This window comes from Paraburkholderia fungorum (genome assembly GCF_900099835.1).
GTDB classification, from domain to species: Bacteria; Pseudomonadota; Gammaproteobacteria; order Burkholderiales; family Burkholderiaceae; genus Paraburkholderia; species Paraburkholderia fungorum_A.
On sequence record NZ_FNKP01000003.1, the window covers coordinates 437,030 to 463,788 of the forward strand.

General features: G+C 61.5%; 15 protein-coding genes. 2 read left to right on the forward strand and 13 right to left on the reverse strand.

What is annotated here, in order from left to right; translation table 11 throughout:
• Positions 1–39 precede the first annotated feature (39 nt).
• The 9 genes from BLS41_RS31305 to BLS41_RS31345 form a co-directional block, all read right to left on the reverse strand.
• Positions 40–249, reverse strand: a complete 210-nt coding sequence (locus BLS41_RS31305) for a CPCC family cysteine-rich protein (protein ID WP_074771574.1) — start codon at positions 247–249, stop codon at positions 40–42.
• Entirely contained in the window at positions 246–9,503 is a 9,258-nt protein-coding gene (locus tag BLS41_RS31310) for a hemagglutinin repeat-containing protein (RefSeq protein ID WP_074771575.1), read from the reverse strand. The genes BLS41_RS31305 and BLS41_RS31310 overlap by 4 nt, the downstream gene beginning before the upstream one ends.
• Before the next feature lie 528 nt (positions 9,504–10,031).
• On the reverse strand, positions 10,032–11,033 hold the full coding sequence (locus BLS41_RS31315) for a response regulator (RefSeq protein ID WP_074771576.1): 1,002 nt from the start codon (positions 11,031–11,033) through the stop codon (positions 10,032–10,034).
• Positions 11,033–12,154, reverse strand: a complete 1,122-nt coding sequence (locus BLS41_RS31320; RefSeq protein ID WP_074771577.1) for a hybrid sensor histidine kinase/response regulator — start codon at positions 12,152–12,154, stop codon at positions 11,033–11,035. Before BLS41_RS31320 ends, BLS41_RS31315 begins: the two co-directional genes overlap by 1 nt.
• Positions 12,155–12,161: 7 nt before the next feature.
• Entirely contained in the window at positions 12,162–13,496 is a 1,335-nt protein-coding gene (locus BLS41_RS31325; RefSeq protein ID WP_074771578.1) for a sensor histidine kinase, read from the reverse strand.
• A 21-nt stretch (positions 13,497–13,517) separates the two neighbouring features.
• Complete coding sequence (locus BLS41_RS31330) at positions 13,518–14,906, reverse strand: class I SAM-dependent methyltransferase (protein ID WP_074771579.1); 1,389 nt, start codon at positions 14,904–14,906, stop codon at positions 13,518–13,520.
• Positions 14,907–15,403: 497 nt separating this feature from the next.
• Positions 15,404–16,507 (reverse strand): acyltransferase family protein, encoded by a 1,104-nt coding sequence (locus tag BLS41_RS31335; RefSeq protein ID WP_074771580.1) that lies wholly within the window; start codon positions 16,505–16,507, stop codon positions 15,404–15,406.
• A gap of 424 nt (positions 16,508–16,931) precedes the next feature.
• On the reverse strand, positions 16,932–18,242 hold the full coding sequence (locus tag BLS41_RS31340) for an MFS transporter (protein ID WP_074771581.1): 1,311 nt from the start codon (positions 18,240–18,242) through the stop codon (positions 16,932–16,934).
• 269 nt (positions 18,243–18,511) lie between these two features.
• Positions 18,512–19,606: a tartrate dehydrogenase gene (locus BLS41_RS31345; protein ID WP_074771582.1), complete on the reverse strand. Its 1,095-nt coding sequence runs from the start codon at positions 19,604–19,606 to the stop codon at positions 18,512–18,514.
• Positions 19,607–19,715: 109 nt separating this feature from the next.
• Between BLS41_RS31345 and BLS41_RS31350 the strand changes: the two genes are divergently transcribed.
• Together BLS41_RS31350 and BLS41_RS31355 are read left to right on the forward strand one after the other, a co-directional pair.
• Positions 19,716–20,636: a LysR substrate-binding domain-containing protein gene (locus BLS41_RS31350; protein ID WP_074771583.1), complete on the forward strand. Its 921-nt coding sequence runs from the start codon at positions 19,716–19,718 to the stop codon at positions 20,634–20,636.
• A gap of 124 nt (positions 20,637–20,760) precedes the next feature.
• On the forward strand, positions 20,761–21,240 hold the full coding sequence (locus tag BLS41_RS31355) for a DUF302 domain-containing protein (RefSeq protein ID WP_253189852.1): 480 nt from the start codon (positions 20,761–20,763) through the stop codon (positions 21,238–21,240).
• A 124-nt stretch (positions 21,241–21,364) separates the two neighbouring features.
• On the opposite strand, the gene BLS41_RS31360 is transcribed toward BLS41_RS31355, so the two are convergent.
• Genes BLS41_RS31360 through BLS41_RS31375 form a run of 4 tightly spaced genes read right to left on the reverse strand, consistent with a single transcriptional unit; the run spans position 21,365 to position 26,502 of the window.
• Complete coding sequence (locus tag BLS41_RS31360; protein WP_171910359.1) at positions 21,365–22,387, reverse strand: ABC transporter substrate-binding protein; 1,023 nt, start codon at positions 22,385–22,387, stop codon at positions 21,365–21,367.
• A gap of 10 nt (positions 22,388–22,397) precedes the next feature.
• Positions 22,398–24,596, reverse strand: coding sequence for a TonB-dependent receptor (locus BLS41_RS31365; RefSeq protein WP_216350635.1), 2,199 nt, complete (start codon positions 24,594–24,596; stop codon positions 22,398–22,400).
• A complete protein-coding gene (locus BLS41_RS31370) occupies positions 24,596–25,420 on the reverse strand; it encodes an ABC transporter ATP-binding protein (RefSeq protein WP_074771584.1) in 825 nt (274 codons plus the stop codon). Before BLS41_RS31370 ends, BLS41_RS31365 begins: the two co-directional genes overlap by 1 nt.
• Positions 25,417–26,502 (reverse strand): FecCD family ABC transporter permease, encoded by a 1,086-nt coding sequence (locus BLS41_RS31375; RefSeq protein ID WP_083380180.1) that lies wholly within the window; start codon positions 26,500–26,502, stop codon positions 25,417–25,419. The genes BLS41_RS31370 and BLS41_RS31375 overlap by 4 nt, the downstream gene beginning before the upstream one ends.
• Between the last annotated feature and the right edge of the window lie 257 nt (positions 26,503–26,759).

Below are 26,759 nucleotides of genomic sequence, written 5' to 3' on the forward strand. Positions count from 1 at the left end.
GCTACAAACAGCAAACCCGGCTCAAGGCCGGGTTTGTTTTTAATCCACCTTGGTTTTCGTTGTCTGCCAATGCTTACGGGCCTCATTCAGACTGCTTTGATTGGCACCTCCTGCGAATGTGGGATCACCTGACTGCACTGGATCGTCTTCCCAGCCACACACAGGACAGATTTCATAATCGTCTCGTACACCAATTGTCAAGCTCTCACAGCATGGGCACGGTAAGCGACTTTCATTCTCTTGCATCATTGTTTATTCCAATAGTCCATTCCAGCCGTCGGTTTGAACATCGTCTTTGGCGCACCGTCTTTGGTTTTTGATGCAAACGTGTTCGTCGCCGGATCGTAATACAAGGTATCGCCATTGGGTCGTGTCTTGGTAAGCGTCCCAGCGGGTGGATTGTTCACGAGGTCCTGCGCTGCCTGAACATATTGCACCGAGTTCTGATACTCCGGGAACTCTCCACCGTGCTTGGTCGAATGGTCATAGGCGTTTTCAACGGGCGTCTTGGCTTTTGTTGAAGACCAGAAGGCGCTATTTCCACCGTCTCCACCCGCCATCGTAAAGACGTAATCCACCAGATTCTTGACCTGATCCGGAATGATCGCCGTGATCCAGTCATTCACGCTTTTCGCATCCGACATCGGAGAAATCAACGGCCCGGCCTTCATCGATGGATCAAGCTCGGTCGCGGGATCGGCAATGATGCCATCGTCTTTTCCACGGCTCTGCCCTGTGAAGCCCGGTAGCTTGAATCCTGCCAGCCACGCCGGCGGAGGAGCAACGGCCGCAAGCTGATTATTCTCCACTTCGATCAGTCCCGCACCAGTTGCGGTTGCGGCATTCGTTCCCGACGCCGTCGCAATGCCTGCCACCAGGCTCGTCACCAGATTTTCCCGCGCCTGACGGTCTTCCGCTGACATGTCGGTGGTCGGCGCCAGCAACGTACCGAGCAACGAACTCGCCGAGGCCCCGAGTGCACCAGCGCCGCAACTCTGGCTACTCCCCGCCGCTCCAGAACAGCCGACAATCGCATGTAGCGCCGCACGTGCCGTTTCGCCAGCAGCAGTACTGTCCTGATCCAGACTATCCGCGATCTGTTTGACCTCAGCCGCGCCGAGTTGCTGGATATACGCCACCGTCGCACTCTGCGCGAACTGGCCCACGCTTCCCGTCACGTTACCGCCAGCCGCCACCGTCAGCGCGGTCAGCACCTGTCGATAGCTCCCGCCCGGCCCCCATTCCGCCGTCAGCTGGTCCGCCTGTACCTGCGCCGCCGCCCGCTGTTCCGGCGTCAGCGTTGGATCATTGGCCGCCGCCTTCGCCGCCTCCGCTTCCTTCGCGCGGTTGTTTACGAACGTGCCCACCTGATTGACGAACTGGCTCGTGATATCGAAGCCCGCTTCAATTTTGTCCTTATCGAAGATCGGTGCAATCGTGCCCAGCGTATCCGACGTGTCGCGGCTGACACCAGCGACTGCCTCATCCGCCGTCTGTCCGGTCAGTTGTTGCTGCTTCGCGCCATCGGTAATCGTGATGGTTCCACCACTGATCGCGCTCTTCGTCGTCCCGCTCGCGTCGCCCGATGCACTCATGACGATGGGCGGTGCCATCGAAAGTCCGCCACTCGTGGGCAGGGTCGTGCCTGGGATGGGGTTGACGTTGGTCGCTGCCCCGGACGGGCTCTTGCCGATGTCGCCGCCGTAACCACCGCTGATACCCACCGACTGCCCGCTGTATTCGGCTCGATTCTCGATATCGCTATGCGTGAGCGTCGCGGTCGCCAGGCTGTTGACGCCGTTCTGCACCGCCGTGTCGCTGCTGCTGATCACCGCGCCTTTGAGGTCGGTGTTGCCCTTCACATCGATCTGGAAACCGCCGTCGCCCGCGCTGATACCCGACTGTTCGGTGACACTCGCGTAGTTGCTGTTCAGTTTCTGCTGACTGTAGTTGCCCGACACGCTGGAGCCGCCATAGCAGATCGGCGGTACGCACACGCTCACCGACACGCCCCCGCTCTGCTGCTTCGAACCGTAGGTACTGGTGTCCTGGAGACTTTCGATATTCAGATTGCCGCCGACGTTGGCGACCACCTGCTCCCCATTCGCCACCGCTCCCTTCAGGTTCGTATCGCCGCCCGATTGCAGCGTCAGGGTATTGCCCGCATTGACCTGAGTGTTCGTCCACGTCGTATCGCTACCGTTGCCATCACCCTTCGTGCCAGAAACACCCGCCTGGAATGAAATCCCGTTCTGCGAGCCAATGCCAAACGTCACACCGATACTCGCACTCGATCCGCTGTTCGTGCTCTGCTGGCTGTCGGTATTCTGCGCGGCCTGAAGGTTGATGTTGCCTTCGGCGTTGAGCATCGCGTTATTGCCTGCGGTGAGGTTGCTGCCGGTCACATCGATGTTGCTGGCGGCTCCCGCACCAGCCGCCTTGATCGTCAGGTTATTGCCTGCGGATACCGTGCTGCCCACCGCCGTACTCGACGACGCGACCGAATTGCTGTTGCTGTGGCTCGTCCCAAGCGACACGTTGACGCCCACGCCGCCCACCGCCGTCGGGTTGCTCATGACCGCGTCATAGGCGTTCTTGCCAGCGAGTCCGGTTGTCGCAGCAGCGAGCGCGTCGAGCCGCGCGTCGCCTTTCGTCTGCTTCGTGTCCTTGCGCATCTGGTTCGCGGTCTGCACCACGGCCAGGACCGCATTGCTGATGCCCGCAGAAATCGCGGTCTGTTTGAACGACTGCTGCTCGTTCTGCGTCGTGGTGTTTTGCGCCGCATCGACGGTGACGGCTTTGCCGGTCAGATCCAGATCGCTGGCCGCATGCAGCGTGCTGCCCGTCACGTGCAGGTCGTTGCCGGCCGTGATGGTGACGTTGCCGTTCAGCGAGCCGACCATGCTCCCATTGTTCGTGATCTGCGTGGCCTGCTGCGCGTCGGTCGTGGTGCGCATGCCGATGGTGTAACCCTGCAGCCCGCCGTCGAACTGGTTCAGCGGATTCAGGCCGCCGAGGAAGCCGTATTCCCGTTTGCTGTAGTCGCTCTGTGACTGCTGGGTGTCCTGCGAAGTCGTGATGGTGACGTTGCCTGCTGCGGCGAGTTTCAGGTCGTTCGTGCCGACCACGTTGCTGCCCTGAACCATCAGGTCGCGGCCCGCCTGCACGATCACGGTATCGCCCGACACCGTGCTCGCGACGCCGATGTTGGCGTTCGAGTTCTGCTTCGTGTCAGTGACCGACCCGCCGACGAGACTGCCGCGCTTCGACTGGACCGCCTGATAGTTATCGTGCTCTTCACGCGCCTCGCTGATGATCACGTTGCCGGTGGCGGCGATGGTTGCCGTCCCCGTGCCGTTATCTACACCGTTCGTCACGCCCGCCGTGAGGCTTGAGCCGGTCAGCGTCACGTTACCCTTGCTGGCGTCGGTGCTGGTCGCCCCCAGCGTCGCATTGCCGCCTGCCGTGAAGGTTGTGCCAACCGCCTGCTCATCGTACGTATGGTCGACTTCCTTGCGCGAACGGCCGTCGGTGGCGACGTTGTCATATTTCGCGGTATCCGTGACGATGGTTGCCGTCAGGTTGCCGCCCGCCACAGCAGCAAGGTCGCCGCCAGCACTGACCGTCGCGCCCCTGAGCGTCATGTCGTTGCCGCTCTGTATGGCCAGGTCGCCGGCCGCAGAAATCGCGCTGGTCTGGTTCGTCGTGCCACTCGCTTCCCAGTGATGCTGGTCGTTCAGCGTGACAGACTGGGACGTGGTGGACTGCACCGCATCCACCGTGATGTCGTGGCCCGCCGTGATCTGCGCACGACCACCCGCGCTGATGTTCGCGCCATGCACCATCAGGTCGTTGCCGGCGGCGATCACCATGTCGCCGGTCGATGCGATCGTGCCGTGCGCGCCGAGCAGGGTCTGGCTGACCTTGCTGTCGCCCGCAGCGCCGCTGACACCAACGATATCAACCAGCGTCGTATTGACGATGTTGTTGCCCGCCAGCACCGCCACCCGGTTGCCGCTAATCGTGCCCGACGCGTTCACGACGTCGTTGGTCGCCGATACCACCGTCGTACCGTTCACGCTGCTGCTGCCGATCGTGCCACCCCGGTTCAGGATATCGGTCGCGCTGACCACCGTCTGCGTGCCGCCCTTGATGACGCCGGAATTGACCGCACTTCCTGTCGCGTGAATCTCCACGTCATCCGCGGAAATCAGCGCGCCGGTCGGTTGCAGGTCATTCGCATGGGTCTGCGCGAGGTAGACGACTGGTGCGAGCACCTGCTGCGTGGTGCCGTCCGGCAGCATGACAGTCTGGCTGACGAGCCACACGATGTCGCTGGTCAGTGCATCCATCTGCGCGGCCGTCAGCGCAATGCCGGGCTCGAGCCCGAACTGCTGCGCGACGTTCACGCCGTTCGTCATCAGCGCCTGATACTCGTCCAGGTTGTTCGTGTAACCCTGGAGGTACACGCGGCCGGTGAGCTGCGTGATCTGGTCGCGTACCAGCTGCTCTTCATACATGCCGTCGCCGAGGCGCTTCTCGACGCTCTGCGGGTTCAGCCCCAGTTGCCTGAGCATGTAGTCGCTGGAGATGAAGCTCGTATAGCTGGTCAGGCGCGGATCGGTGACGATCAGGTAGGACGCGCCGGGCGCAGCCTGGTACGTGTAAAGACCGCTTGTAGGCAGCGTGATCTTCAGCGCGCCAGTCGCGCCCGCGACCGATTGCGGCGCATCGATCGTCTGCGTCTGGCCGGTGGCCAGATTGACGGTCTGCGCGCTGCCACCCGAAATGCCGCCCACGGCACCATTCGCGCCGAGTGTGCCGCCCGTCGCGCCGGTGGCTGAGTTCGCCGCCGCCACATTCGTATTGTTGATGTCGGTTGCGCTGATCTGCACCGTGTTGTTCGCGATGATCGTCCCGCCCGTGCCGCCGATGGCGACCGGCGATAGCACAATCGACGGTTCGGCCACCTGACCGACGTCCTGCGTAGGATCTTCGTTCCATGCGTAGGTCGACACGATGTCCTGCCGCTGGTACTGGTACAGCGTCTGGCCCAGGTTGTTCACCTGCGTGCCGCCATAGCTGCCGCTGGCCGATGTATCGAGCGTGCTGTCCTGCGTGGTGCTGCCGATCCGGATCGAGCCGCCTGCCGCAATCGCACTGTAGTTGTTGTTCAGCGCGCCGACATTGGCGAGCGTCAGGTTGCCGCCGGCAAGAAACTGCCCCTGCTGCGCCTGGTCCGTCACCTGATCCTGCTGCGTGGTCGTCGTGGTGTCGCGCGCAGTCTCTACACGCTGGTATCCCTTGTGTCCATCACTGCGGGTCGGATATTCGGTGGCCGGGTCGTAGTTGATATGCGGATCGTAGCCGTCCCAGTAGGTGACCGTGACCGAGCCATCGGGATTCGTCGTGGCCGTGTTGTACCAGATCGTCTGCTGGACACCGTTCACGCTCACGACAAGGGCGCGGTCGGTGGCGTTTGCGCCCGAGGTTTCCGACACCACATCCGGGGCGGCGTAGGTCGTCGTGAGCGGCGTTTTGTAGGGACCTGACCAGACTGAATCGCCACAGCCCGCATTCCCGTCGCCGTTGCTCGGCGTACAGGCGATGTACTTGCTGCGCTTGGTCTGATGCAGCGACGAAATGTCGGTCGTCACGGTATCGATGGTCGGCGCGGGGCGCGAGTTCGTCAGCGTCTGCGTGGCGATTTCGATATTGCCTTGCGCCTCGATGGTGGACTGGTCGTTGGTGACCGAATTGCTGCGATTCGCGAGCAGGCCGCCAGCGTCGCGTGTCGCATCGGCGGCGATGTTGATATCGCCGAGGCTGAACAGGTTCGCACTGCCCGTGTTCGAAATATCGCCGGGCGAATAGAGGTGCAGTTGCGACGCAGCGGCCATGATGGCGGCGGTCCCGGTGTTGACGATGGACTGGCTGCCATTGAGCGTGACCGTGTTACCGATGATGGTGGCCGTATTGGTCAGCGTGGCGCTGTTCGTCGTCACGTTGTCGCCCTCGATGCGGCCTTCATTGGTAATCGCATTCGCGGCGTTGACGGTCGTGGTGGCCGAATTGAGATCGGCACCCGTCTGGTTGTCCAAGTTCGCGGCGTTGACCGTGAGCGCATTGACCGCGCCCAGCGTGCCCTGATTCGTGAAGCTGCCCGCAGTGGTGAAGGTCAGGTCGTGATTCGCCCGGATCAGATTGGCTGCACCGAGCGTGTAGTCGCTGTTGAGCGTGACTGCGGCATCGTTGCCTGCCACGATTCTGCCGTCGCCGGTGAGCTGGTTCGTCGTCACGATCAGGTTCTGGTCGCTGCCGATCGCGCCGCCCTGGTTTGCCAGCGTGCCGGCAGTGATGGCTACGCTGCCACCACTGCCGGCATCGTTACCGATCCGGCCCGATGTGTTATCGAGCGTCGCGGTGTTCAGACCGAGCGCGCCATTGGCGTGGATCGAACCGTTCTGGTTCACGACCGACGCGCCCGCCTGGTCGAGCGTGAGATTGTTCGTCCCCGAGAGCGAGCCGCCCGTGTTGTCGACCGACTGCGCGATGTTCAGCGCCAGGTCATGGCCTGACACGATTTGCGCGCCATCCGTGTTCGACAGCACTTGCGCGTTCACGGTCACGTCGCCGTTTCCGCCGATGGTGCCCGCGCCGCTTACGCCGCCCGCGTTCGCGTTCGTCACGGTGGCGGCATCGACTGTCGTCGCGCCGTTGCCAATGTTGGCGATGCGGCCATCCGTATTGTCGAGCGATGCGCCGGCGACAGTGAGTGTCGACGCCGCGCCATTGGCGCCGATCTGGCCGCCGGTGTTGTCGATCGCGCGCTGTGCGGAGGCCGTGACCGTGCCGTTGCCCTCGATCATCCCGGCGCGATTGCCGAGCGTGCTGCCGGATAGCACCGACGCCGCGCCACCCGCAATCAATGTACCGCCCGAATTATCGATGCTGCCGCCAGTCACGGACACGTCGCCATTGCCGCCGATCAGGCCGTTGCCGGTGTTGGTGAGTGCGCCGCTGGCGTTCACGGTCATCGACGATTTGCCGCCGTTCGCAATCGTGCCGCCATCATTGGCGACGCTCTGCGCTGCCACAGTGAGCGCGTCATTGGCCTGAATCGTGCCGCCAGTGTTGTCGAGCGCACCCGCATCGGTCACGGTGACGTTCTGCGCGCCGATATAACCGCCCGCGCTGTTGTCGAGCGAGGCTAGTTTCAGCACCGCCGACGACTGGCCCGCGAGCGTGCCGCCACGGTTCGACACTGCGCCGCCGTCGATGGCAAGCGCGCCATTCGTGGCAATCGTGCCGCCGTTGTTCGACAGCGAGCCGGTGTTCACCGACAGTGTTCCGTTACCCGAGTTCGCAATGGTGCCGTGATCGTTGACGAGCGTCGCGGGACTGAGCGTCAGGTTCGCGGCATTGGTCTGCAACGAGCCGTTTGTGTTGTCGAGCGTGCCGGAGACGGCAATCGTCGTCGCGCCCTTGCCGGTCTGCGTGATCGTGCCGCCGTGGTTGACGAGATTCGCCGCGCTCAGCGCAAGCTGGTCCGCGCGGAGCGAACCCGCGCTGTTATCGAGCGTCGCGGCGCTCAAGGTGGCGTTCTGTCCGGCTGAGATCGTGCCACTGTTGCTCAACGTCATGCCAGCCGATGCATTGACGTTCCCATTCGCCGCCAGCGTGCCGCCATTGACCAGCGTCTGCACGGCGGTCGCAATCAGGTTCTGCACGGCCGTTATCGAACCTGAGTTCGCGATCTGTCCCGTCTGGACGGTCACGCTCCCATTGCTCCCGATCGTACCGGCTGCACCATTGTTCAGCAGGCCAGCCGTCGAGAAGGCGAGGCCGGCAGCGTTCAGTGACGCAATATGTCCCGCCGTGTTGTCGAGGCTCCCTACGTGCGCGGTCAGCGCGCCCGCGGCCTGCATCGTGCCGCCCTGATTCGAAACCGCGCCCGCGACGTTCGCCGTCAGCGTGTCGCCCGAGACGATCTGGCCGCTACGGTTTGATAGCGCACCTGCGGTGATCGTTTGTGCGCCGTCCGAGGAGAGCACAGCGTTATCGTTCGTCAGTGTGCCGCGGGCGGTGGCGTTCACCGTGCCGCCGGCGGTGGTCGTCGCGCGGGACAGATTCAGGTCCCCGCCGCTAGCGTTCAGCGCGAGATTGACGTTCGCCGAGGTCTTGCTGCCAGACAGGTTGATTGACGCGCCTTGAAGCATCGCGTTGCCACCGGCTGCGTTGCGGCCTGTCGCGGAAAGCGCGCCGGTTGCGCTCACGCCCAGATCGCCCGCTTGTGCAATCGAGCCGTCGCTGTTGATGCCCGCACCCAGCGTGCCACTCGAACCGACACTGCCAGCCGTGATGGTCAAATCCTGCTGCGCGGCTAGTGTGCCGCTGTTCTCCAGATCGCCGGCCGTGCTGACAGATAAACCTTGCTGACCGTAGGTCGTCCCGCTGTTATCGACGCCGTCGTGCGCGGATACGACGAGGATGCCGCTCGCGTTCGTCTTGCCGGTGAGTACCAGCTTGCCCTGCGTCGTGAGCGTCAGATCACCAGCCTGTGCTGCAATCACGCCTGCATTCGACACGCCGACACCGTTTTCGGTGCCGACCAGAACGATCCTGTTCGCGTACATGCCGCCAAGCTGGCTAACGTCGATGGACACACCGGGCGCTGCGCCAGTGCCTGCGATGGGTGTCGCCGCCAGCGTGTCATGCGTGACCTGATTCGCGCCCGTGACCACATTCAGGTTGTTCGCATAGATCGCCGCATTGGCCTGCACCGCGCGTGCAATCAGATCGACCTGATCGACGTTCGTCGCGTTCAGGCCTGCACCCTGCACGGCAATATTGCCACTGGTAACGTTGAAGCCGCTCAGGTTTCCGCTTGCATCAAGGATCGGCGAGCCCGTGGTCAGAATTCCTCTCGTCGTGTTGATAAAGCCACCACCATCGACCACGATGCCTGAGCTGTTCGCCACGACCACTTCCGCTTTGCTCCCTGCCACCTCAAGAAACCCGCGTAACTGGCTCGGCGAATTGCTGTTGACCTGATTAAGAATGATCCGCGCCGACTGCCCCGGCAGCAGATTCGCATTGCCGTTGATCTGGCCGGCCTGCTGCGTCTGCACGATAGTTGGCGAGTTATTCAGGATGACGCCAGCCTTCGGCACATCGAACTGCGAGTACGTGTTCCGGGATACGCCAGCCCCGCTCGGTCGGTTAATGTCGACCTGGGTAACACCGTTTGCGGTCTGGATCACGGTCGGCGCATGCGCGCCCGCTGCTGTGACCTGCGCGTCAACCAGAAAGGGAGCCGCGCCAAACAGCATCAGCGCGGCGAACGCCGTATGGCGCATTGAGAATAATGAGATGTGTCGCGCTGGATGCTGACTGCTGGTCTCGCTCGAATCTGATTTGCCCGTACCGGTGGCAGTTTCCGCAACGGCAACCAGCATCCCCCTGGGCCGGCTGAACACCAGCCTGAAAATGTTCCTGTTCATTTGTTTTGCAATGCATAACTAATTTGGTCGGTGCGAAAGCTAACCCAATCGCACCGGACCATTGGTCAACAATTGTCAGATTCGAGGCAAATTCACCACACGTCGGGAAAACAGGAAAAATCTGATGGAATTGAATCGATTTCCTTGTGACGCGTTAGTTACGCGCGATACATCAGCGCCTACACCGATGACGTTCTCGACAGACTTTTAACTCCAGACATTAGTCATACTTAGCAAATAGATTTATCAAAATCTGAAGCTTGATTTTTGTCTTGAGACGCGCCGATCGATGGGGAATGTTTCAGCGGAGACTGAGGGATATGAACAAGGGGGGTACTTCGAGGCGCTTCCGTCCATCGCGCAGCAATGCCGGAAGGCGCAAAGGGAATTTTTCGTCGGCAGACGCGGCGAACTCGCGAGCCGCGCAAGTCGCGCTTTGGCGAAGACACAAAGAAAAACAGGCAACCAGGTCGCCTGTTTTTTTAAAACGAATACCAAGGTCGGGAACGCCCCAACCCGGCAAAAAAATCAGAACTGCTCGATCCACGTCGCCAGGCGATCGGCGCCAAACTCCGTCTTGCGTTGCGCCGGGCGGAATGCGATAGCGTCGCCCTCACGAGCGGACTCGAGCGCGAAGTCGTTGCCGTCGAGCCAGAGAAGGCTCGCCAACCAGACAGCGTGCTGATCCGACACCGCCTTGCTAACCGGTTCACTCAGGAATTCGGCCAGCGCGGGAAGCTCGTTCCACACCAGCGCATCGCCTTCGCGACGAACCTTGACGCCCGCCTCCTCCAGCGTGCCGGCCACCGCCGACACCGCGCCGCTCACGCCCGAGCCGGCATGCCGGTTGCGCAGCGCCGCGAGATTCTCCGCCACTTTGTGCCCGAAAATCCCGCTCCGGTCGCTTTCCGCCGCGACCAGATCGGAGTAGTCGAGCAGCAGCCAGTCCGGCTCGGAAATCTGCACATTGGCGAGTACCGCTGCGGCCAGGTAGGTCTCGACCGGCTGGAAACGCTCCGGCCCGATCAGCGTGGCCGAAATCGAGCGGACCACGCCGATGCGCGTGGCGATAGTCTGCTTCTGCAGCACGCCCAACTTCTCGCGCACCAGATGATCGCGCTCCTTGCGCAACTCGGCCAGTTCGAGCGCCTGCTTCAGTTCCATGCGCAACGCGGTGATATCCCACGGCTTCTTGATATAGCGGTGGATATGCCCCAGGTTGACGGCCGCGACGGTCTGATCGATCTCCGAATACGCGGTGGTCAGGATCCGCACGACATGCGGATAGCGCTCGCTCGCATAGCGGAGCAATTCGTTGCCGAATTCGCCCGGCATGCGCTGGTCGGAGACAAGGACCCCCACCCTGTCACCGTGCTCGTCCAGCAGAGCCTTGCCCTCTTCCACCGAGCCGCCAGTCAGGACCGGCGCCAGGCTTCCGATAGCACGCTGAAAGTACTTCACGGCCGTGGCCTCGTCATCGACGAAGATGATCGCCGGCGCCGACTCCTGTGTGGCTTTCGTTTCGTTCATCAATAACTCCTGTGCGTTTTATCTTTGATATGGGGGAAATCCAGCATGACGGTGGTGCCGCCCCCCGGCGTCGACTCGATCCGGATGCCGCCGCCGCAGGACTGCATGACGCGGTTGCATAGAATCAGGCCGAGGCCGTTCCCACCGGATTTCGCGTGGGTGGTGATCGGGTCTGTCAACAGGCTGGCTTTCACCTCAGGCGGAATGCCAGGGCCGTTGTCGCAGATGCGGATGCTGGGCTCGGGTTCCGCTATCACGGTGAAATGCACCGACGGCGCGGATACATCCGCGAGCGCGCGCAGCGCATTGGACAACAGCGAAGAAAGCACCAGCGCCACGCAATTCGGTTGCGTCACCACCGGGAAGTCGCCGACGACCTCGACCTCCACCCACGTCCGCTGCGTCGTCGCAAACGGGTAGGTGTCGAGTAGAGCGGAAATCAGCCCATGCGCCGTGACCTCGCTGCGCGGATCGCTGCCCGCGAGCCGCCGGTGCCCGTTGTGGACCGAGCGCCAGAAAGACGAGACCACGGATATACAGTATTGCGCGCTCTCACGCATCGATTTCGCTGCGCCGGCGATCTCACCGTCGGAATCGTGCTCACCGTCGGCGCGATTTTCGATGCTGCGCGCGTTCAGCGCGATAGCCGCGAGCGGCGTGTTCAATTCATGTGCGAGGAAAGCGAGGGTCTCGCCCATCGCCATCAAGCGCTGATTCTGCAATGCGCGTTCGTGGAAGCGCTCGAACGCCACGTGCAGCGTCTCACGCACCATCGTCGGCGTAAGCGGCTTTTCGAGGATGCGGAACACTTCGCCGGCGTTGACCGTTTGCAGCAGCACATCCTTGTCGGCATAAGCCGTGACCAGGATGCGGATGATATGCGGATACTCCTGCGCCACCTGTCGCAGCAGATCGCCGCCGTCGCGCCCAGGCATGCGGAAATCAGTGACCAGCACGGCAATGCGGGCACTGTCCTGGAGCAGGATGGCGCTCGCCTCGTCACTGCTTCTGGCGAGCAACACCTCATAATCCGCGCCTAATGTGCGGGCGAAATACTTGCACGCCAGCTCTTCGTCGTCGACGTAGAGAAGCGTGGGCCGTGTCTGTCTGATGTCATTCATCGTGTCCTCACGGCGCGCGCGACAGATCGAAGCTGAACGACGCCCAGCTTCCAAGCTCGCTCTCGGCGAACAGCAGACCGCCGTGGCGTTCGATGACCGCATAGCTAATGGACAGCCCCAGACCCAGACCCTGCCCGATGTCGCGCGTGGTAAAGAACGGCTCGAACACGCGCGCGAGATTTTCGCCGGGGATACCGGGTCCGTTGTCCTTCACGGTGATGTGCAGACGTTCCTCTTCCCACCTGACCGCGATGTGAATGGCCGGTTTGACCGTGCCTGCTTTGCGCATGGCCAGCACTGCGTTGGAAAGCAGGTTGATCAGCACGCCGATAATCGCGGCCTCGTCGCCTTGCACGAGCGTATCCATCGGAAGGTCGCGCGTAACCGCTACGCCGCGCAATTCATGCGCGACGAGACGGATCGACGAATCGAGCGCCTTCTCGAACAGGAACGGCGTTCCCACTTCAGCCTCGGCGCCGGGCTTGCGGTACGCGAAAGTCTTCAGGTCCGACACGATGTGCTGGATGCGCTGCATACCCTGTTTCGCGTCGACAAGACATTCCTGCAGCGTCGGCTCGGTCTTGGTCACGGGTTCTTCCAACCCGACTTCGATCGCCATCAGACAGAAATTCACCGGATTGTTGACTTCATGCAGCAAGCCCGCGGCCAACGTACCGATCGCCGCCATTTTTTCCTGCTGTAGCAACTGCCCCTTGATATCGACCAACTGACGGTTGATCACTTCAAGTTCGGCATTTTTCGCCGTGACCTCGGACTTCAGGCGAAACAGCATGAAGCGCACCCGCTCGTTAAAGAAGGTATAGACGGCGCTGGCGGCTGCAGCAAACAGAAGCAACAGGACGTTGACGGTGAGCGTGCCCGCCGGCGCGGCGCCACGCGAGTGCAGCAGGCATGCAAACAGGTACAGAACGCACGACAGCACGCCGAACACCAGGTTCTGCCACAAGCCGAACGGCAGTGCGATGCCGGACGCGAAGATGGCGAGATTCAAGCCCATGTAGTACGGCGACAGCACGCCGTCGGTCTGCCAGATCATCCACGAAATCATGATCTGCGGCAGCAGCAGCCACGACAGCGTCAACCATGAACTCAGATTCCGTCCCGTCGAATTGCTCAGCAGCACCACAATGCCGCCGATCATCAGCGAGACGAGCACGCGCGCCGCCGCGAACGGTGCCAGCAGTTGTGGATACTGCGCGTAATCCAGCCCCACGCCGAGCAGGACGAGCACGATGGCCGTATAGGCTCCACCGCGGCTGAACGTCACGCGAAAATCCGCCAGCTCGGTTTGATAGCCTGTGTGCAGTTGGGCAGTGCTCATGGATGACGTGTCTGCTGACGTTCAGAGGATCGTGGCTTCTGCGAACACATTCACCCCAGTCTCGTCGACGTAGAGCTTGTGTCCGTCGGACTGTTCAGGCAACAGCGATTCCATGCCGCTCTCGTTCCGGTAGATCAGGTACCACTCGAGCAGATGCTCCATGCCGAACTTCTCGGGATTCGCCGAGTGCACGTTGGTGACGAGCAACTTGCCGCCGGGCCGCGTGCGCGAAGCGAAATAGCTGAGCAGGCGCGCGCAGACCTTGTCCGACAGATAGTCGAACAGACCCGCGCAGTACACCGCGTCGAATTCCCGCAACGATGCGTCGGGCGTGATCTTGCGTTTGAGCAGGTCGTGTACCGACTGGTGCACGGTTTCCACCACGACCTTGTGCCCGGCTTCAGCCGCCGAGCGCTCGATGGCGTCTTTAGTAAAAGCCAGCGTCTCTTCGCTGAAGTCGACCAGCTGGAACGACAGCAGATCGGGCCGCGCGTATTCGCGCACGAAGCGCTGAATCTCGAAAGCCGGCCCGCAGCCGACGTTGAGAATGCGGAACGGTCTGCCGGCAACGCGAGCGGCTTCGGCCTGGCGCGTCAGGAAGTCGATCAGCAGCGTGATCCGGTTACGGTGCGCGGTCGCCACGGCGGCTTTGAGAAACGCCGTATTGACGATCTGGAAGTAGGTGGTCGGTCCTTGCTGCGGGTCGTTCAGGATCTGATTGACCATCTCGTAGTCGCCGGCGTAGCCGAGCGGCTTCGTAAAGGTCCGGTAGACAAACGGCGCACGAAGCAGCAACGGATGAAGCGCCGCTTGCGCATAGGTCCGATGCACGGGTGCGATCTCGACATCGACGCGCTCGGCCTCTTCTTCCAGACGCACAAGGTATGACTTGACCTTGTGCATGATTGGCGTGGCGAGTTCGTAGAACAGATCTTCGCGCAGCTTGCCATCGGTCTTCGGCAGGCTTTCGGTCAGATCGACCTGCTCGACCCAGCGCGACACTTCCGACAGGAACGCGCGCATCTCGTTGACCACGATCTGGTAGTCGCGGCGGATGTTGAAGCGCGCGTCCCAGTCGGTGACAAAGAGTTCCGCTTCCCGGCCGACCGATCTGGATTCGTTGGAAAGAACGCTCAGCTCGCGCCATTCGTCGATCAGCGCCAGCGAAACGACCGCGGTGAGACCGGTATTCACCAGACTGACCACGACGGCCTTGCCGAGGTAGGCATTCCTGGCACCCATCCGCACGCTCAGGTCGCTGAGTACCTCACTGACCTGGACAATGGAATAGGGGTTATAGACCTCCATTACCAAAGATTTTCTCTGGAGGTTAATGATCGTGCCACGAACCTGTTCGCGCTGCGAATTGCGAAAACTGACTACCGGGTCGATTTGCGTTTGAGAGTACACGGTATAAGAACCTGAGGAATCTGGAAAAACGCAGTTGGGTGTTCGGATGAGGTCCCGTGAATGGCCGCCGCGCACACGGCATTGTGTAGGGCCGTTGATGCGATTCAGATCGGATTGCACTTGAAAACATCCAAACCCTATGCCAGAGAGGCTTTGGCGAATGGCAGTGTAACACCAACAAGTTCAATCTTGAACTATGCCAAATTCGGAATGAACCATGTACGCCAACTCCCCTTGCGCAACATTAACATGCGGTAAAAATTGATTTTCTGGTAAACAATTTTTTCGAAGACTTGCTCGAAGCAGACGTTACAGGCGTTGCGGATGGATTTGCCTGATGGTGCGCAAAAAACCGCAAAAAAAGCTGCCACCGGGTCACCTGCGATGGATTCCAGAATTCAATGCCCAATGGATATGACCCGGTATAGGACCCGGGATCCGGTGCGGAATGGGGAATGTGACATGGAGCGGATTGCGCGGAGCGGCGGCATCGGTTATCAGGCGGCATCGGTCTCTTTGATGGAGGTGATTATGGTCACAGGGTTGTGGTTCTTTCTGCCCGACATCAACCTCAATGCGAGCCGTCTCCCCGGCATTTCTACCAGATAGTAGGACGCCGCCGAACACGCAATCACCAGTGCAAACGCGAACGATGCGGACACGACGACGGAGAGGCCGCCCAGATGCGCATCGGAAAGTACCATGGCCCGTTTCATCACCGGTGCAAGAAGGATGTGAACCAGATAGATGGAAAAGGAAATCTGGCCGAGGAAAAATACTGCACGATTGCCGAACATCGCATTTGCAGCCTTTGAATTGCCGAAACACGCCATCACCGTCGCAAACAATAACGCGTAGATAATCAGGTCGGGAAGGCCCGCTAAATAGGCGGCCAGCGTGCCCAATACGGACAAGACAGCGAACAGATTGGCCGACGCAATCGCGCGCAATAGCGGCGTGTGCATGAGCCGGTAGCCGATCAGGCCGAACGTGAAGCCCGCCACACATCGCATCAGCGGATAAGGCGTGTATCCATGGAAAATGTCGAGATAGCCTGTGCACACGGTGCAATCGCTGTTGCCGATTGCGGCGGCCAGAAGAAGCGCGCCGCTCAGCATAGCGACGACCCAGGCCAGCGCTGTCTGGCTTTGTATCGTCAGTGCGACCAGAACCGGGAACAGGACGTAGGCGCCCAATTCGGTACTCAGCGACCACGCAGGGCCAACGGCACTCTCCGAGAATCCCCACGCCTGAACGAGGAACACATTGGCGATCATCGCTTTCAGTGTCCACGTGTCGGGCATCGCGAGTCCGAGACCGATGTGCTTGCTCAGATCGTAGGCCGTCTTCACGACCGTCACGAAAAGATAAAGCGGAAACACGCGCGCAATGCGCTTCTGGATAAAAGCGAAATACGGCTGACGTCCTGCACCGAGCGTCACCGTCGATGCATAGTTGAGCGCCAGCACCAGGCCGCTCAGCATGAAGAACATATCGACAGCAAGATAAGCATGCTGCAATGGATTTCCGACGGTATCCGGCTGCACATAGAAGTGTCGAAATACGACCGACAAAGCCGCAATACCGCGCACTCCCGTCATTGGACGAATTTCCCCGGACTGCGTGAGCATTCGACGAGCACTTGCAGATCCCATTATCACCTCGCTTCCATTCGCGTTCACGTCTTGGCGTGTGGCGTCGGGCACCCTGTAACGGGGTGCCCGGTTCGTCGTGCGGCCCGTCACTATTACAGTGAGAAATCGTGCGCTCTGTACGGTAAGGCTCACTAAGCAAGGCGATAAAGCATTACGAAACGTAAGGCTTCGTGCGTGAAAGGAAGCTGATTCTGTCGCGGGAAATAGAGGCGTTGGCTCTATGCGCGCGATGGCTTTGATAACCTGAGAACTCTGGAAGAGACGCGCGGGCGTCGCACGGTCGCCGGCGGTAGTGACTCGATAACAATAAAACGCGCCCCCTGCATGCAGGCATTTCTTTCCACTTGCATGCAGGAATACGCGGTAGTTTCTAATGCCCGTGCCGTTCTTCTACTGCAATCGGTGTCTGCCTGGCCTGGCGGCTCAACATCAACGTGACGATTGCGGATACGCCGAGTGTCGCGCCCACCACATACAGTCCCGCTGAATAGCCGCCGGTGACGTTCTTGAGCCAGCCGATCACGAATGGCCCGACGAACCCGCCGAGATTCCCGACGGAGTTGATCATCGCAATGCCCGCCGCCGCGCCGGCACCCGACAGAAACATGCTCGGCATCGCCCACAGCGGCGCTTTGGCAGAGCTGATCCCGATGTTCACGATCACGAGCGCGACGATGATCATCAGCGCGCTGCTCGCGCCGCCCGCCAGCGCGAAGCCGACGAACGCCACCACGCAGGGAATGACCACATGCCACGTTCTTTCCTGCGAGCGGTCCGAATGCCGTGCCCAGGCAATCATCGCTACCACCGCGAGAACGCTGGGAACACCGGCAAGCAAACCGGTTTCGAACGATCCGAAGCCATACTGACGAATGATCAGCGGCGCCCAGAGACCCAACGTATAAAGACCCGCCGAGGTCCCGAAGTAAATCAGCGCAAGCGCGAGAACACGCGGGTCGCGTAATGCGCTGAGTGCGCCTGCGGTATGTCCGGCGTGCGAGTGCTTTTCTTCGGCTTCGACTTTCAGCCTGGCGATCAGCCATTCACGTTCGTCCGGCTGGAGCCAATGCGCCTTCGCCGGTGCGTCCGTCATGTACTTGAGCACGACAAAGCCAAGAATGATGGCGGGAACCGCTTCGAGAATGTAGAGCATCTGCCAGTCGTGGAGTCCGGCGATAGGCGGCAATTTCATGATCGCGCCGGAAAGCGGCGAACCGATCGCAGTCGAGATCGGTGCAGCCGCCATAAACCACGCAGCAGCCACAGCGCGTTGCCGGCTCGGAAACCACAGGTTCAGATAAAGGATGATGCCGGGGAAAAAGCCTGCCTCTGCGACACCCAGAATAAACCGTAGCGTATAGAAGCTGGTCGGCCCGACGACGAATGCAGACGCTGCCGACACGATGCCCCACGAAATCATCACACGCGCTATCCACCTGCGCGCGCCCACCTTGTGAAGAATGAGGTTCGACGGCACTTCGAACAGGAAGTAGCCGATAAAAAACAATCCGCCGCCAAGACCGAATGCTGTCGGTGACAGGCCGATGGCCTTGTTCATCGTCATTGCCGCGAAACCGACATTTACGCGGTCCAGAAAACTCACGAAATAAAGCAGCATCACAAACGGGATGATCCGCAACATGAGCTTGCGGGACACCCGGTTTTCGAGTTCTGAAATCATTGTCTCCTCCTGGGAGGTTGGGCCATGCCCTGCCTGAAACAGCGAGAACGCGTCGCGTATCTGGGCCGGTCAATCCAGCTCTGTCGATACGTCGTTACATTGATTGACCAGGTCGTGTCTCCCACCTTGTTGTTATTGCGCGGACGAGTTGGGACAGGCCGCGCATTGCGAGCGGCGCCTGTCGGATTCGTCGTTCGTCATTCGCCGGCGTTATCCGAAAACCCCTGCTTTTTCAGGTGTTTTCAAACGAGAGCCCGCTTCACGCACGCTTAGGCAGCACGCGCCGGTTGCGCGACCGCTTTGCCGAGAAGCGCGCAGACAGCAGTGGTCACATCGGCCGTAGTGGCGTTGCCGCCGAGATCCCGCGTATGCAGAGAAGTATCGGCCGTCACGGCTTCGACGGCCTGCATCACGCGCTTTGCCGCATCGAATTCACCGAGATGTTCGAGCAGCATGACGACCGACCAGAACGTGCCGACCGGATTGGCAAGCCCCTTCCCCATGATGTCGAAAGCAGAGCCGTGGATCGGCTCGAACATCGACGGAAAGCGGCGTTCCGGGTCGATGTTGCCGGTCGGCGCAATACCGAGGCTGCCCGCGAGCGCGGCAGCGAGGTCGCTCAGGATATCGGCGTGAAGATTGGTGGCGACGATCGTATCGAGGCTCGCGGGACGATTGATCATGCGGGCCGTCGATGCATCCACCAGTTCCTTGTCCCATTTGACGTCCGGGAACTCTTTCGACACCTGCACGGCGATCTCGTCCCACATCACCATGGCGTGACGTTGCGCATTGCTCTTCGTGATGACGGTCAGCAGTTTGCGCGGGCGCGACTGCGCGAGCCGGAACGCGAAGCGCATGATCCGTTCGACCCCGGCGCGCGTCATCATCGACACGTCGGTTGCCGCTTCAATAGGATGCCCCTGATGCACACGGCCGCCGACCCCCGCATACTCGCCTTCCGAGTTTTCGCGGACGATCACCCAATTGAGGTCTTCGGGCGCGCAACGCTTCAACGGTGCGTCGATGCCCGGCAGGATGCGCGTCGGACGCACGTTCGCGTACTGATCGAACCCCTGGCAGATTTTCAGGCGCAGGCCCCACAGCGTGATGTGATCGGGAATATCCGGGTCGCCCGCCGAACCGAACAGGATCGCGTCCTTGTCGCGGATCGCATCCAGCCCATCGGCCGGCATCATCACGCCGTGTTTGCGGTAGTAGTCGCCGCCCCAGTCGAAGTTTTCGAACTCGAAGGCGAACGCGTTGGAGGTGCTGGCGAGTGCCGCCAGCACCTGCTGACCGGCCGGGACGACTTCCTTGCCGATGCCGTCGCCGGGGATGGTTGCGATGCGATAGGTTTTCATGTCTCCGTTCCTTCTCGTTTAATCGGTGTGAATGAACTCTACCCACGTTCGGAGGAAAAAACCGGTGCTAAACTCAAAGCATCTTTAACTTTTATTCACCAATCAGCCGATGCGCGATACTGTCCAGGCGGCCGACCTGAGCTTCTTTTCGACGCTGGCATCGTCCGGCAGCCTGAGCGCTGCCGCCCGCGAGCTGGGGCTGACGGCGGCGGCGGTCAGCAAAAGGCTGACGCAGATGGAATCGCGCGCGGGCGTGGCGCTGATCAACCGCACCACGCGCCGGATGATGCTGACGCCCGAGGGCGAGTTGTATCTCGAACACGCGCGGCGCATTCTCGATGAAATCGACAGCCTGGCCGAGCTGCTCGGCAGCGCGAAGAAAAGCCCGAAGGGTTTGCTGCGCGTCAACTCGACTCTCGGCTTCGGCCGCAGCCACGTCGCGCCCGCCGTCTCACGCTTCGTCGCGCGCTTTCCCGATGTTTCCGTTCAGCTCCAACTCTCGGTGACCCCGCCGCCGTTGACCGACGATACGTTCGACGTCTGCATCCGCTTCGGCGAGCCGCCCGATACGCGTGTCGTCGCACGGCGTCTGGCGCCGAATCGAAGGCTGCTGTGCGCCGCGCCGTCCTACCTGGCCGCACGCGGCGTGCCGCTGAGCGCGCATGATCTGACACGGCATAACTGCATCGGCATCCGGCAAGGGGATGAAGCCTACGGCGTGTGGCGTCTGAGTTCCGGGCGTGGTGCGGCACGCAAGACGGAAGCCGTGCGCATCAACGGAACGCTGACGACCAACGACGGCGAGATCGCCGTCAAATGGGCGCTGGAAGGACACGGCATCCTGCTGCGCGCGGAGTGGGACATCAACGAATATCTCGCCGATGGACGACTGGTGCAGGTGTTGCCCGATCACGAAACGCCGAACGCCGACATCTTCGCGGTCTACTCGCAGCGGCATCAGATGTCGAACCGGATACGCGCGTTCGTCGATTTCATTGCGCTGGAGTTGGGTGAGGGGTTGAAGGTTTAGGTTTGAAAGCCCGGCGTAGGCCGGCCCGTTGGCAGGCACGGAAATGGCCGCACAATCGGCCCCCTGTCAGCGCGGGAACGCCTAAACTGGACGGACGTTCACTTCATCAGGATGCTGCGCCACGGTGAACGCGCTGCCCGCCAGCACTCTTTCCGCGACGCTACAAGCGCACCCTGCCCTCATGGGAATCAAGATGATCATCGCGCCAAATGCAGGAAGCGCCGATAACGGCGTCGTCACCGTGGCAAGCGCGCATTCGGGCGCCACTACCGTCGAGCGCTTTCAGGCATTGATCCGCGAGCGGGGGCTGACGCTGTTCGCCTGCATCGATTTCAGCGGCGACGCCGGGCGAGCAGGGCTTGCGCTGCCGTTCAGCCAGCTTGTGATCTTCGGCAACCCGAAAGCCGGTACGCCGCTGATGCAATACGCGCCAACGGCCGCGCTGGATCTCCCGCTCAAGGTGCTCGTCTGGGAGGACGCGGACAGCCGCGCGTGGCTGTCGTTCAACTCGACCGACTACCTCCGCGAGCGCCACGCGCTCCCCGGCGATCTTATGAAACCGGTCAGCGGTGTCGCGGCGCTCGTAGATGCGGTTGCGCGATAAAGCACGTTGAATACAGGAGCGAGAAGGCGGAAGCGGCCTACGAACTCGTCACGAGCGGCGGCGCGCGTGCGAAAGTCGTGGTCGAGATCGAATAGGCCGCTACGCCGGCCGCCCTGCCGTCATGTCATCGCGCGTGACCGCCGCGTTCGGCTTCGGGCGGCAGGCCTGCGAGCATTCGCCGCGCGTCTTTTTCCGATAACGCGTAGCTGAAAAAAGCCGCATAGAACTGACGTGTCAGCGCAACCAGATCGTCATGTTGCGCACGCTCAGGATGAAACATCTGCGTCGCCCAGCGAACCTGCAAAGCGACTTCGGGACCATAGCGGTCCCACGGAAAAACGCCTGCTGGATTGCGATAGACATGCTTGTCGCGCACTGCGTCCAGCGTGTCCCACAGCGCATGTTGCGGCGAATCGTCGATAGCGCCCGCATTCGCCGCCAGAACCACGATATCCGGGTGCCACGCCAGCACCTGTTCGATCGATACCGGCTTCAGGTTGCCGCGCAGGCCATCGGCGGCGTTGCGGCCACCGGCAGCCTGAATCCACTGATCGACGATCGTATCCGCGCCGTCCACCTTCAAAGGGTTGATCGACGCGACATGCAGCACGCGCGGCCGGTTTTGCGCAGGCAGATCGCCGAGCGATTTCGCGGTGTCGGCAAGCGTTTGCTGCAAATAACGCCGATAGCCCGCCGCCCGTTGCATCGCGAGCGGTGTATCGAGCGTGCGCGCCGTCAGGTCGATGCACGCGAGCATCGAGTCGAAGTCGGTGAAGTTGACCGGCACGACGTCGAGACCGGTGCGCCGCAATGCATCGATCGACGGATCGGCGGTCGTCGTAAAGACGACATCGGTATCGAGGCGCAGCAGTTCCTCGCCGTTCATCGTCGCGCCGTCCACTGCTTCAGCATGCGAAAGACCGGGCGCCACGCGATACATCCACGGGAACGCCGACGAACGCGCGACAGTCGCGACCACGTTGCTGGCCGCGCCAAGCATCAGCAACACCGCGTTATGCGCGTACCACGCATCGGCGATATGGGTTTTGGGTTGGGCGAAAGCAGCGTGCGTACCGCTCAAACCCAGCGTGGCGGATATCAGCGCACTCGCTGTCCATCGCTGAAAAAATCGCCAGCCTCGCGTCATGAATGCGCCCTCACAGATCGAATTGCACCGACGCCGACACCGTGCGCGGCGCACCGAGCGACGCGCTCGCGTTACCCGCGCCCGTGTAGCCATTCAGGCCGCCCGGCACGATGTTGGTCCAGTAACTGCGATTGGTCAGATTGTCGACAGCGAGACGGAACGTGACCGCGCGATGGTAGATCTTCGTCAGATAACCGACGCCGACATCGAAGGTCGCATACGAGCCGACCGAGTAGACGTCGGCGTTATCGGTGGGACGCGAGCCGATGAAATGCGCGTTGAAGTCGGTGAAAAGACCCGGCACTTGCGGCACTTTATATTCGGCGAGCAGGTTCAGCGCGAACTCCGGCAGGCCGACAATGCGCTTGCCTTCCGTCGACGCAGAGCCGGTATCGAACAGACGCGGGTCGAGCCAGGTCACGCCGCCGAATAGTGAGAGATCGCGCGTTACGTCGCCATCCATCATCAGCTCGATGCCGCGATTGCGTTGTTCGCCGGCCGTGCCGTAGGTGCCGTCCGCGAGCGTGTACGCATAAGGACGCGTGATGCGGAATGCCGCCACCGACGCATTCACACCGCCCAGCGCGAGCTTGTAGCCCACCTCCCATTGCTTGCTGCGATACGGCGCGAGAATGTTGCCCGCGTTGGTCGATCCGGTCGGCGCAGTGTCGCCTTGCTGGAGGCTGTCTGCATAGGTGACGTACACGCTCTGATTGTCGCTCGGTCTGAACACGAGACTCGCCGCGCCCGACAAACCCTGATCCGCCGATTCGCTGGTCTGTACGCCTTTCACGCTGTAGTTGTGCGTCGACAGCCAGCTTTGGCTGCCGGTCAGCAGCACGGACCAATACGGCGAAAACGTGATGTCGTCGCCCGCCATGAACGATTGCTGCGTGCTCTGCGCCGATTGATAGCGATGCGTGAAGTCAGGCACGCCGGTCAGATCGAACGATTGCGGATTCGACAGATTGCCCGTGCCGAGTGTCGTCGTCGCGCCCCCCTCCGGATTGAAGTTGTCCCACGTAAAACCGCTTGTACCAAGGCTGATTGCGTGATCGATAGAACCGGTTTTAACGTGTCCATTCAGGTACAGCAGGTTGCTCGTGATCGTGAAGCGGCTCGCAGTCGCCGTGCCGATCGTCGTCGTGTAAGCGCCCGCGTTGCTGGTCAGCGTGTTGGTCGGCGCCGTCGACTCGCGATCTGCGATCTGTCGCAACACGGCAGCGGTCAGATGCCAGTCCGCTGAGAAGTCGTGACGCACGCGAATCGAACCGGTGTCGGTGGTGTCGTCGTTACCTGCGTTTTGCGAGCCATATGCAGAGTTGGTCGGATCGAGCGCAGCCGGGAAATGGACCCCGCTCGCCAGTGCGAACGTCGCGGGAAAGCCCTTCGTCACATAGTGATAGTGGCTGAAGTTGGTTTCAATCACTGTGTCTGGCGACAGATGAAAATCGAGCGCGAGACTGCCTAGCTGACGACGCACCGAGCTGTGATCCGTATAGCCAGTGCCGGTTTCGTCGAGCAGTGTGAGGCGGTAGCCAATCGCTTTCGACGGCCCGACGCGATCCGACAGATCGACGCCGCGCAGAAAGCGGCTCTGCGTGCTATAGCCGAGCGTGAAGCGCATCAGCCGGTCATCGGTTGGACGCTTCTGGACATAGTTGAACGTACCGGCCGGATTCGCCGGCCCGTATAAGGATCCGGCGAGACCGTCGAGCACTTCGATGCGGTCGAACTCTTCGAGCGGATAGTCGGTCGTCGACACCACGTTGAGTCCGTCGATGCGGCTGTTCTGCACGACGCTGCCCTGAATCCCGCGCGTCTGCGGACGCGCGCCGTCGCCTTGCGCTTCGGGCAGATAGCGCAACGCATCGGCGACGCTTTTCAGTTGCTGATTCTGGATCAGATGCTGCGGCACGACGTTGATCGTGTACGGCGTGTCGAGCCGGTCGAGTTTGCCCAGCGGGCCTAACGTCGCGTTATCGACGCGCAGGCTGTCGGATGTGGATGCAGTAGACGGCGCGGCACTGACGGCCACCGTCGGAAGCACCGTTGTGGCGGCTGTGCTTTTTGTGGCCGGTTCGGAAGCGTTCGCGGCGACAGCATCGCTCGATGCAACCGGCGCGGCTTGCGCGAACGCATGGCCGGACATGATGACAAGCGACACGGCGGCGAGCGCCCGGTCGATGGCGCGGCGTTTGAGATTCATTAGCACGGGGGAGGTTCGGGAGAAGAGAGAGAAGATGTCGGTGCAGCTGTGTCGGCATGCCCTGGAACGAAGAAGCGGTATCGCTCGACATCGAGTTGATCCACGGCGACGTCGTACAGTTTGCCGATTGCACGTGCGTCGATCACGTCGCGCGGTGCACCATCGGCGATGACGCGCCCGCGTTCGAGCAACACCGCGCGCGTCGCGCCATGAAACGCGTCTTCGGGACGATGGGTCGTGTTCAGAATTGCGTAGCCCTCCGCAGCGAGTGCGGCAAGCAGCGACAACATGCGCAACTGATGGCCGTAGTCGAGACCGGTCAACGGTTCGTCCATCACGAGAATTCGTGCCTGTTGCGCGAGTGCGCGCGCGAGCAGCACGCGCTGCCGCTCGCCGCCGGACAGCGCCATGTAATTGCGCGCGGCGAGATGCGTGATGTCGAGGCGTGCCAATGCGGTGTCGATAGCGGCATGGTCGGCGGAGCGCAATGTGCGGCCCAAGCCGAGATGCGGCACGCGTCCGAGCGCCACGATCTGCGAGACCGTGTATGGAAAATGTGCGACGTGGAGTTGCGGCACGTAAGCGACACATCGCGCGATGGCTTGGCGGCGCTGCTTCGAAATCGCCGTGCCATTGAGCACGACAGTTCCCGATTCGGCGGGTAACAGTCCGAGCAGGATGCGCAGCAACGTGCTCTTGCCCGCTCCATTCACGCCGAGCAGCGACACGATCTCTCCCGTCTGAACCGACAGGCTCACGCCGTCGAGTATCAGTGCATGCGAGCGTCGATATACGATGTCGCGACAAGCAAGGGTGGCGTTCATTCAAGTCCCCCTTGCCGCAGCCGCCGCAACACGAACACGAAGGCCAGCGCGCCGAATAGTTCGGTGACGATGCCTAGCGGAATCTCTCCCGCCGATACGCTGCGCGCGCACGTATCCGCGAGAATCAGACCGGCCGCGCCGAGCGCCGCGCTCAACGGCAGCACGCGCCGGTTCGACGCGCCGACAATCGCGCGCGCGATGTGCGGCACCAGCAAGCCGACCCACCCGATCACGCCCGCGAGCGACACCGTCAGCGCGGATATCAACGTAGCGACGACAATCACGCCGAGCCGGATCGCGCCGACCGGCACACCGAGACTGCGCGCTTCGTCGTCGCTCAAGGTCAAGGCGTCGAGTAGCGGAGCAAACACGCACAGCAGCGCGATGCCCGCCACGAGCGGCAACGCGAGCCGGGCAAGATCTGGCCAGCCGCTTTGCGCGAGACTGCCGAGCAACCAGTAGACGATCGCAGGCAATTGATTGAGCGGATCGGCGACGTATTTGATCAGCGACAGCAACGAAGAGAACAGCGCATTGCTGACGAGTCCGCCAAGTACGAGCATCAGCACGCCACCACCGCCCAGCATCCGCGCGATGCCAAGTCCCATCGCGACCGACAGCGTTCCGCCGACAAACGCGAACATCTGCACCGACGCGCCGTGCGCGCCGAGCACGAGGCCGAGCGCCGCGCCGAATGCCGACCCGCTCAGCACGCCGAGCAAGCCCGGCGACACCAGCGGATTGCGAAATACCGCCTGATACGTAGCGCCCGCAGTGGACAGCGCCGCGCCGACTAGCGCCGCGCACAACACGCGCGGCAGGCGCGTATCGACAACGACCGCGTTCAGCAGCGCAGCGTGTTCAGGAGGCGCATGCAAATGCAGACGCGCGGTGAAGGTCGCGAATATGTCGGCGATTGAAACCGGATAGCGACCGGCGCACAGCGACACCAACGCGGCGGCCACGAGAAAAACGAAGGCGGCAGGCAGCGCGCGAGGGCGATTTTTCGATGCGCCAGATTCATGCGATGCAGCGCGCGGATCGGCATCGGCAAGCGTGTTCCGCGTGATAGGCGGCGACATGGCGGTCCAACTGTGACGAAAGAGCGTCGTATATTACTGGACATAACGGTCGGCAAATTAACCTTCCAGGACGTAATCCAGATAAGACTTATCGACCAAACCGCGCTTTTTCCAGTGTTTTTACCGCTTATACGACTTTATAAATGTACCAACTGGTTAGTTGCGACGTAACGTCACACCGTCGATCCGATGCGCCCGCGCTCTCCGAACTGCACGTATCCATCTAAAAGCGATGCGCGCGTCTCATGCCACCCAAC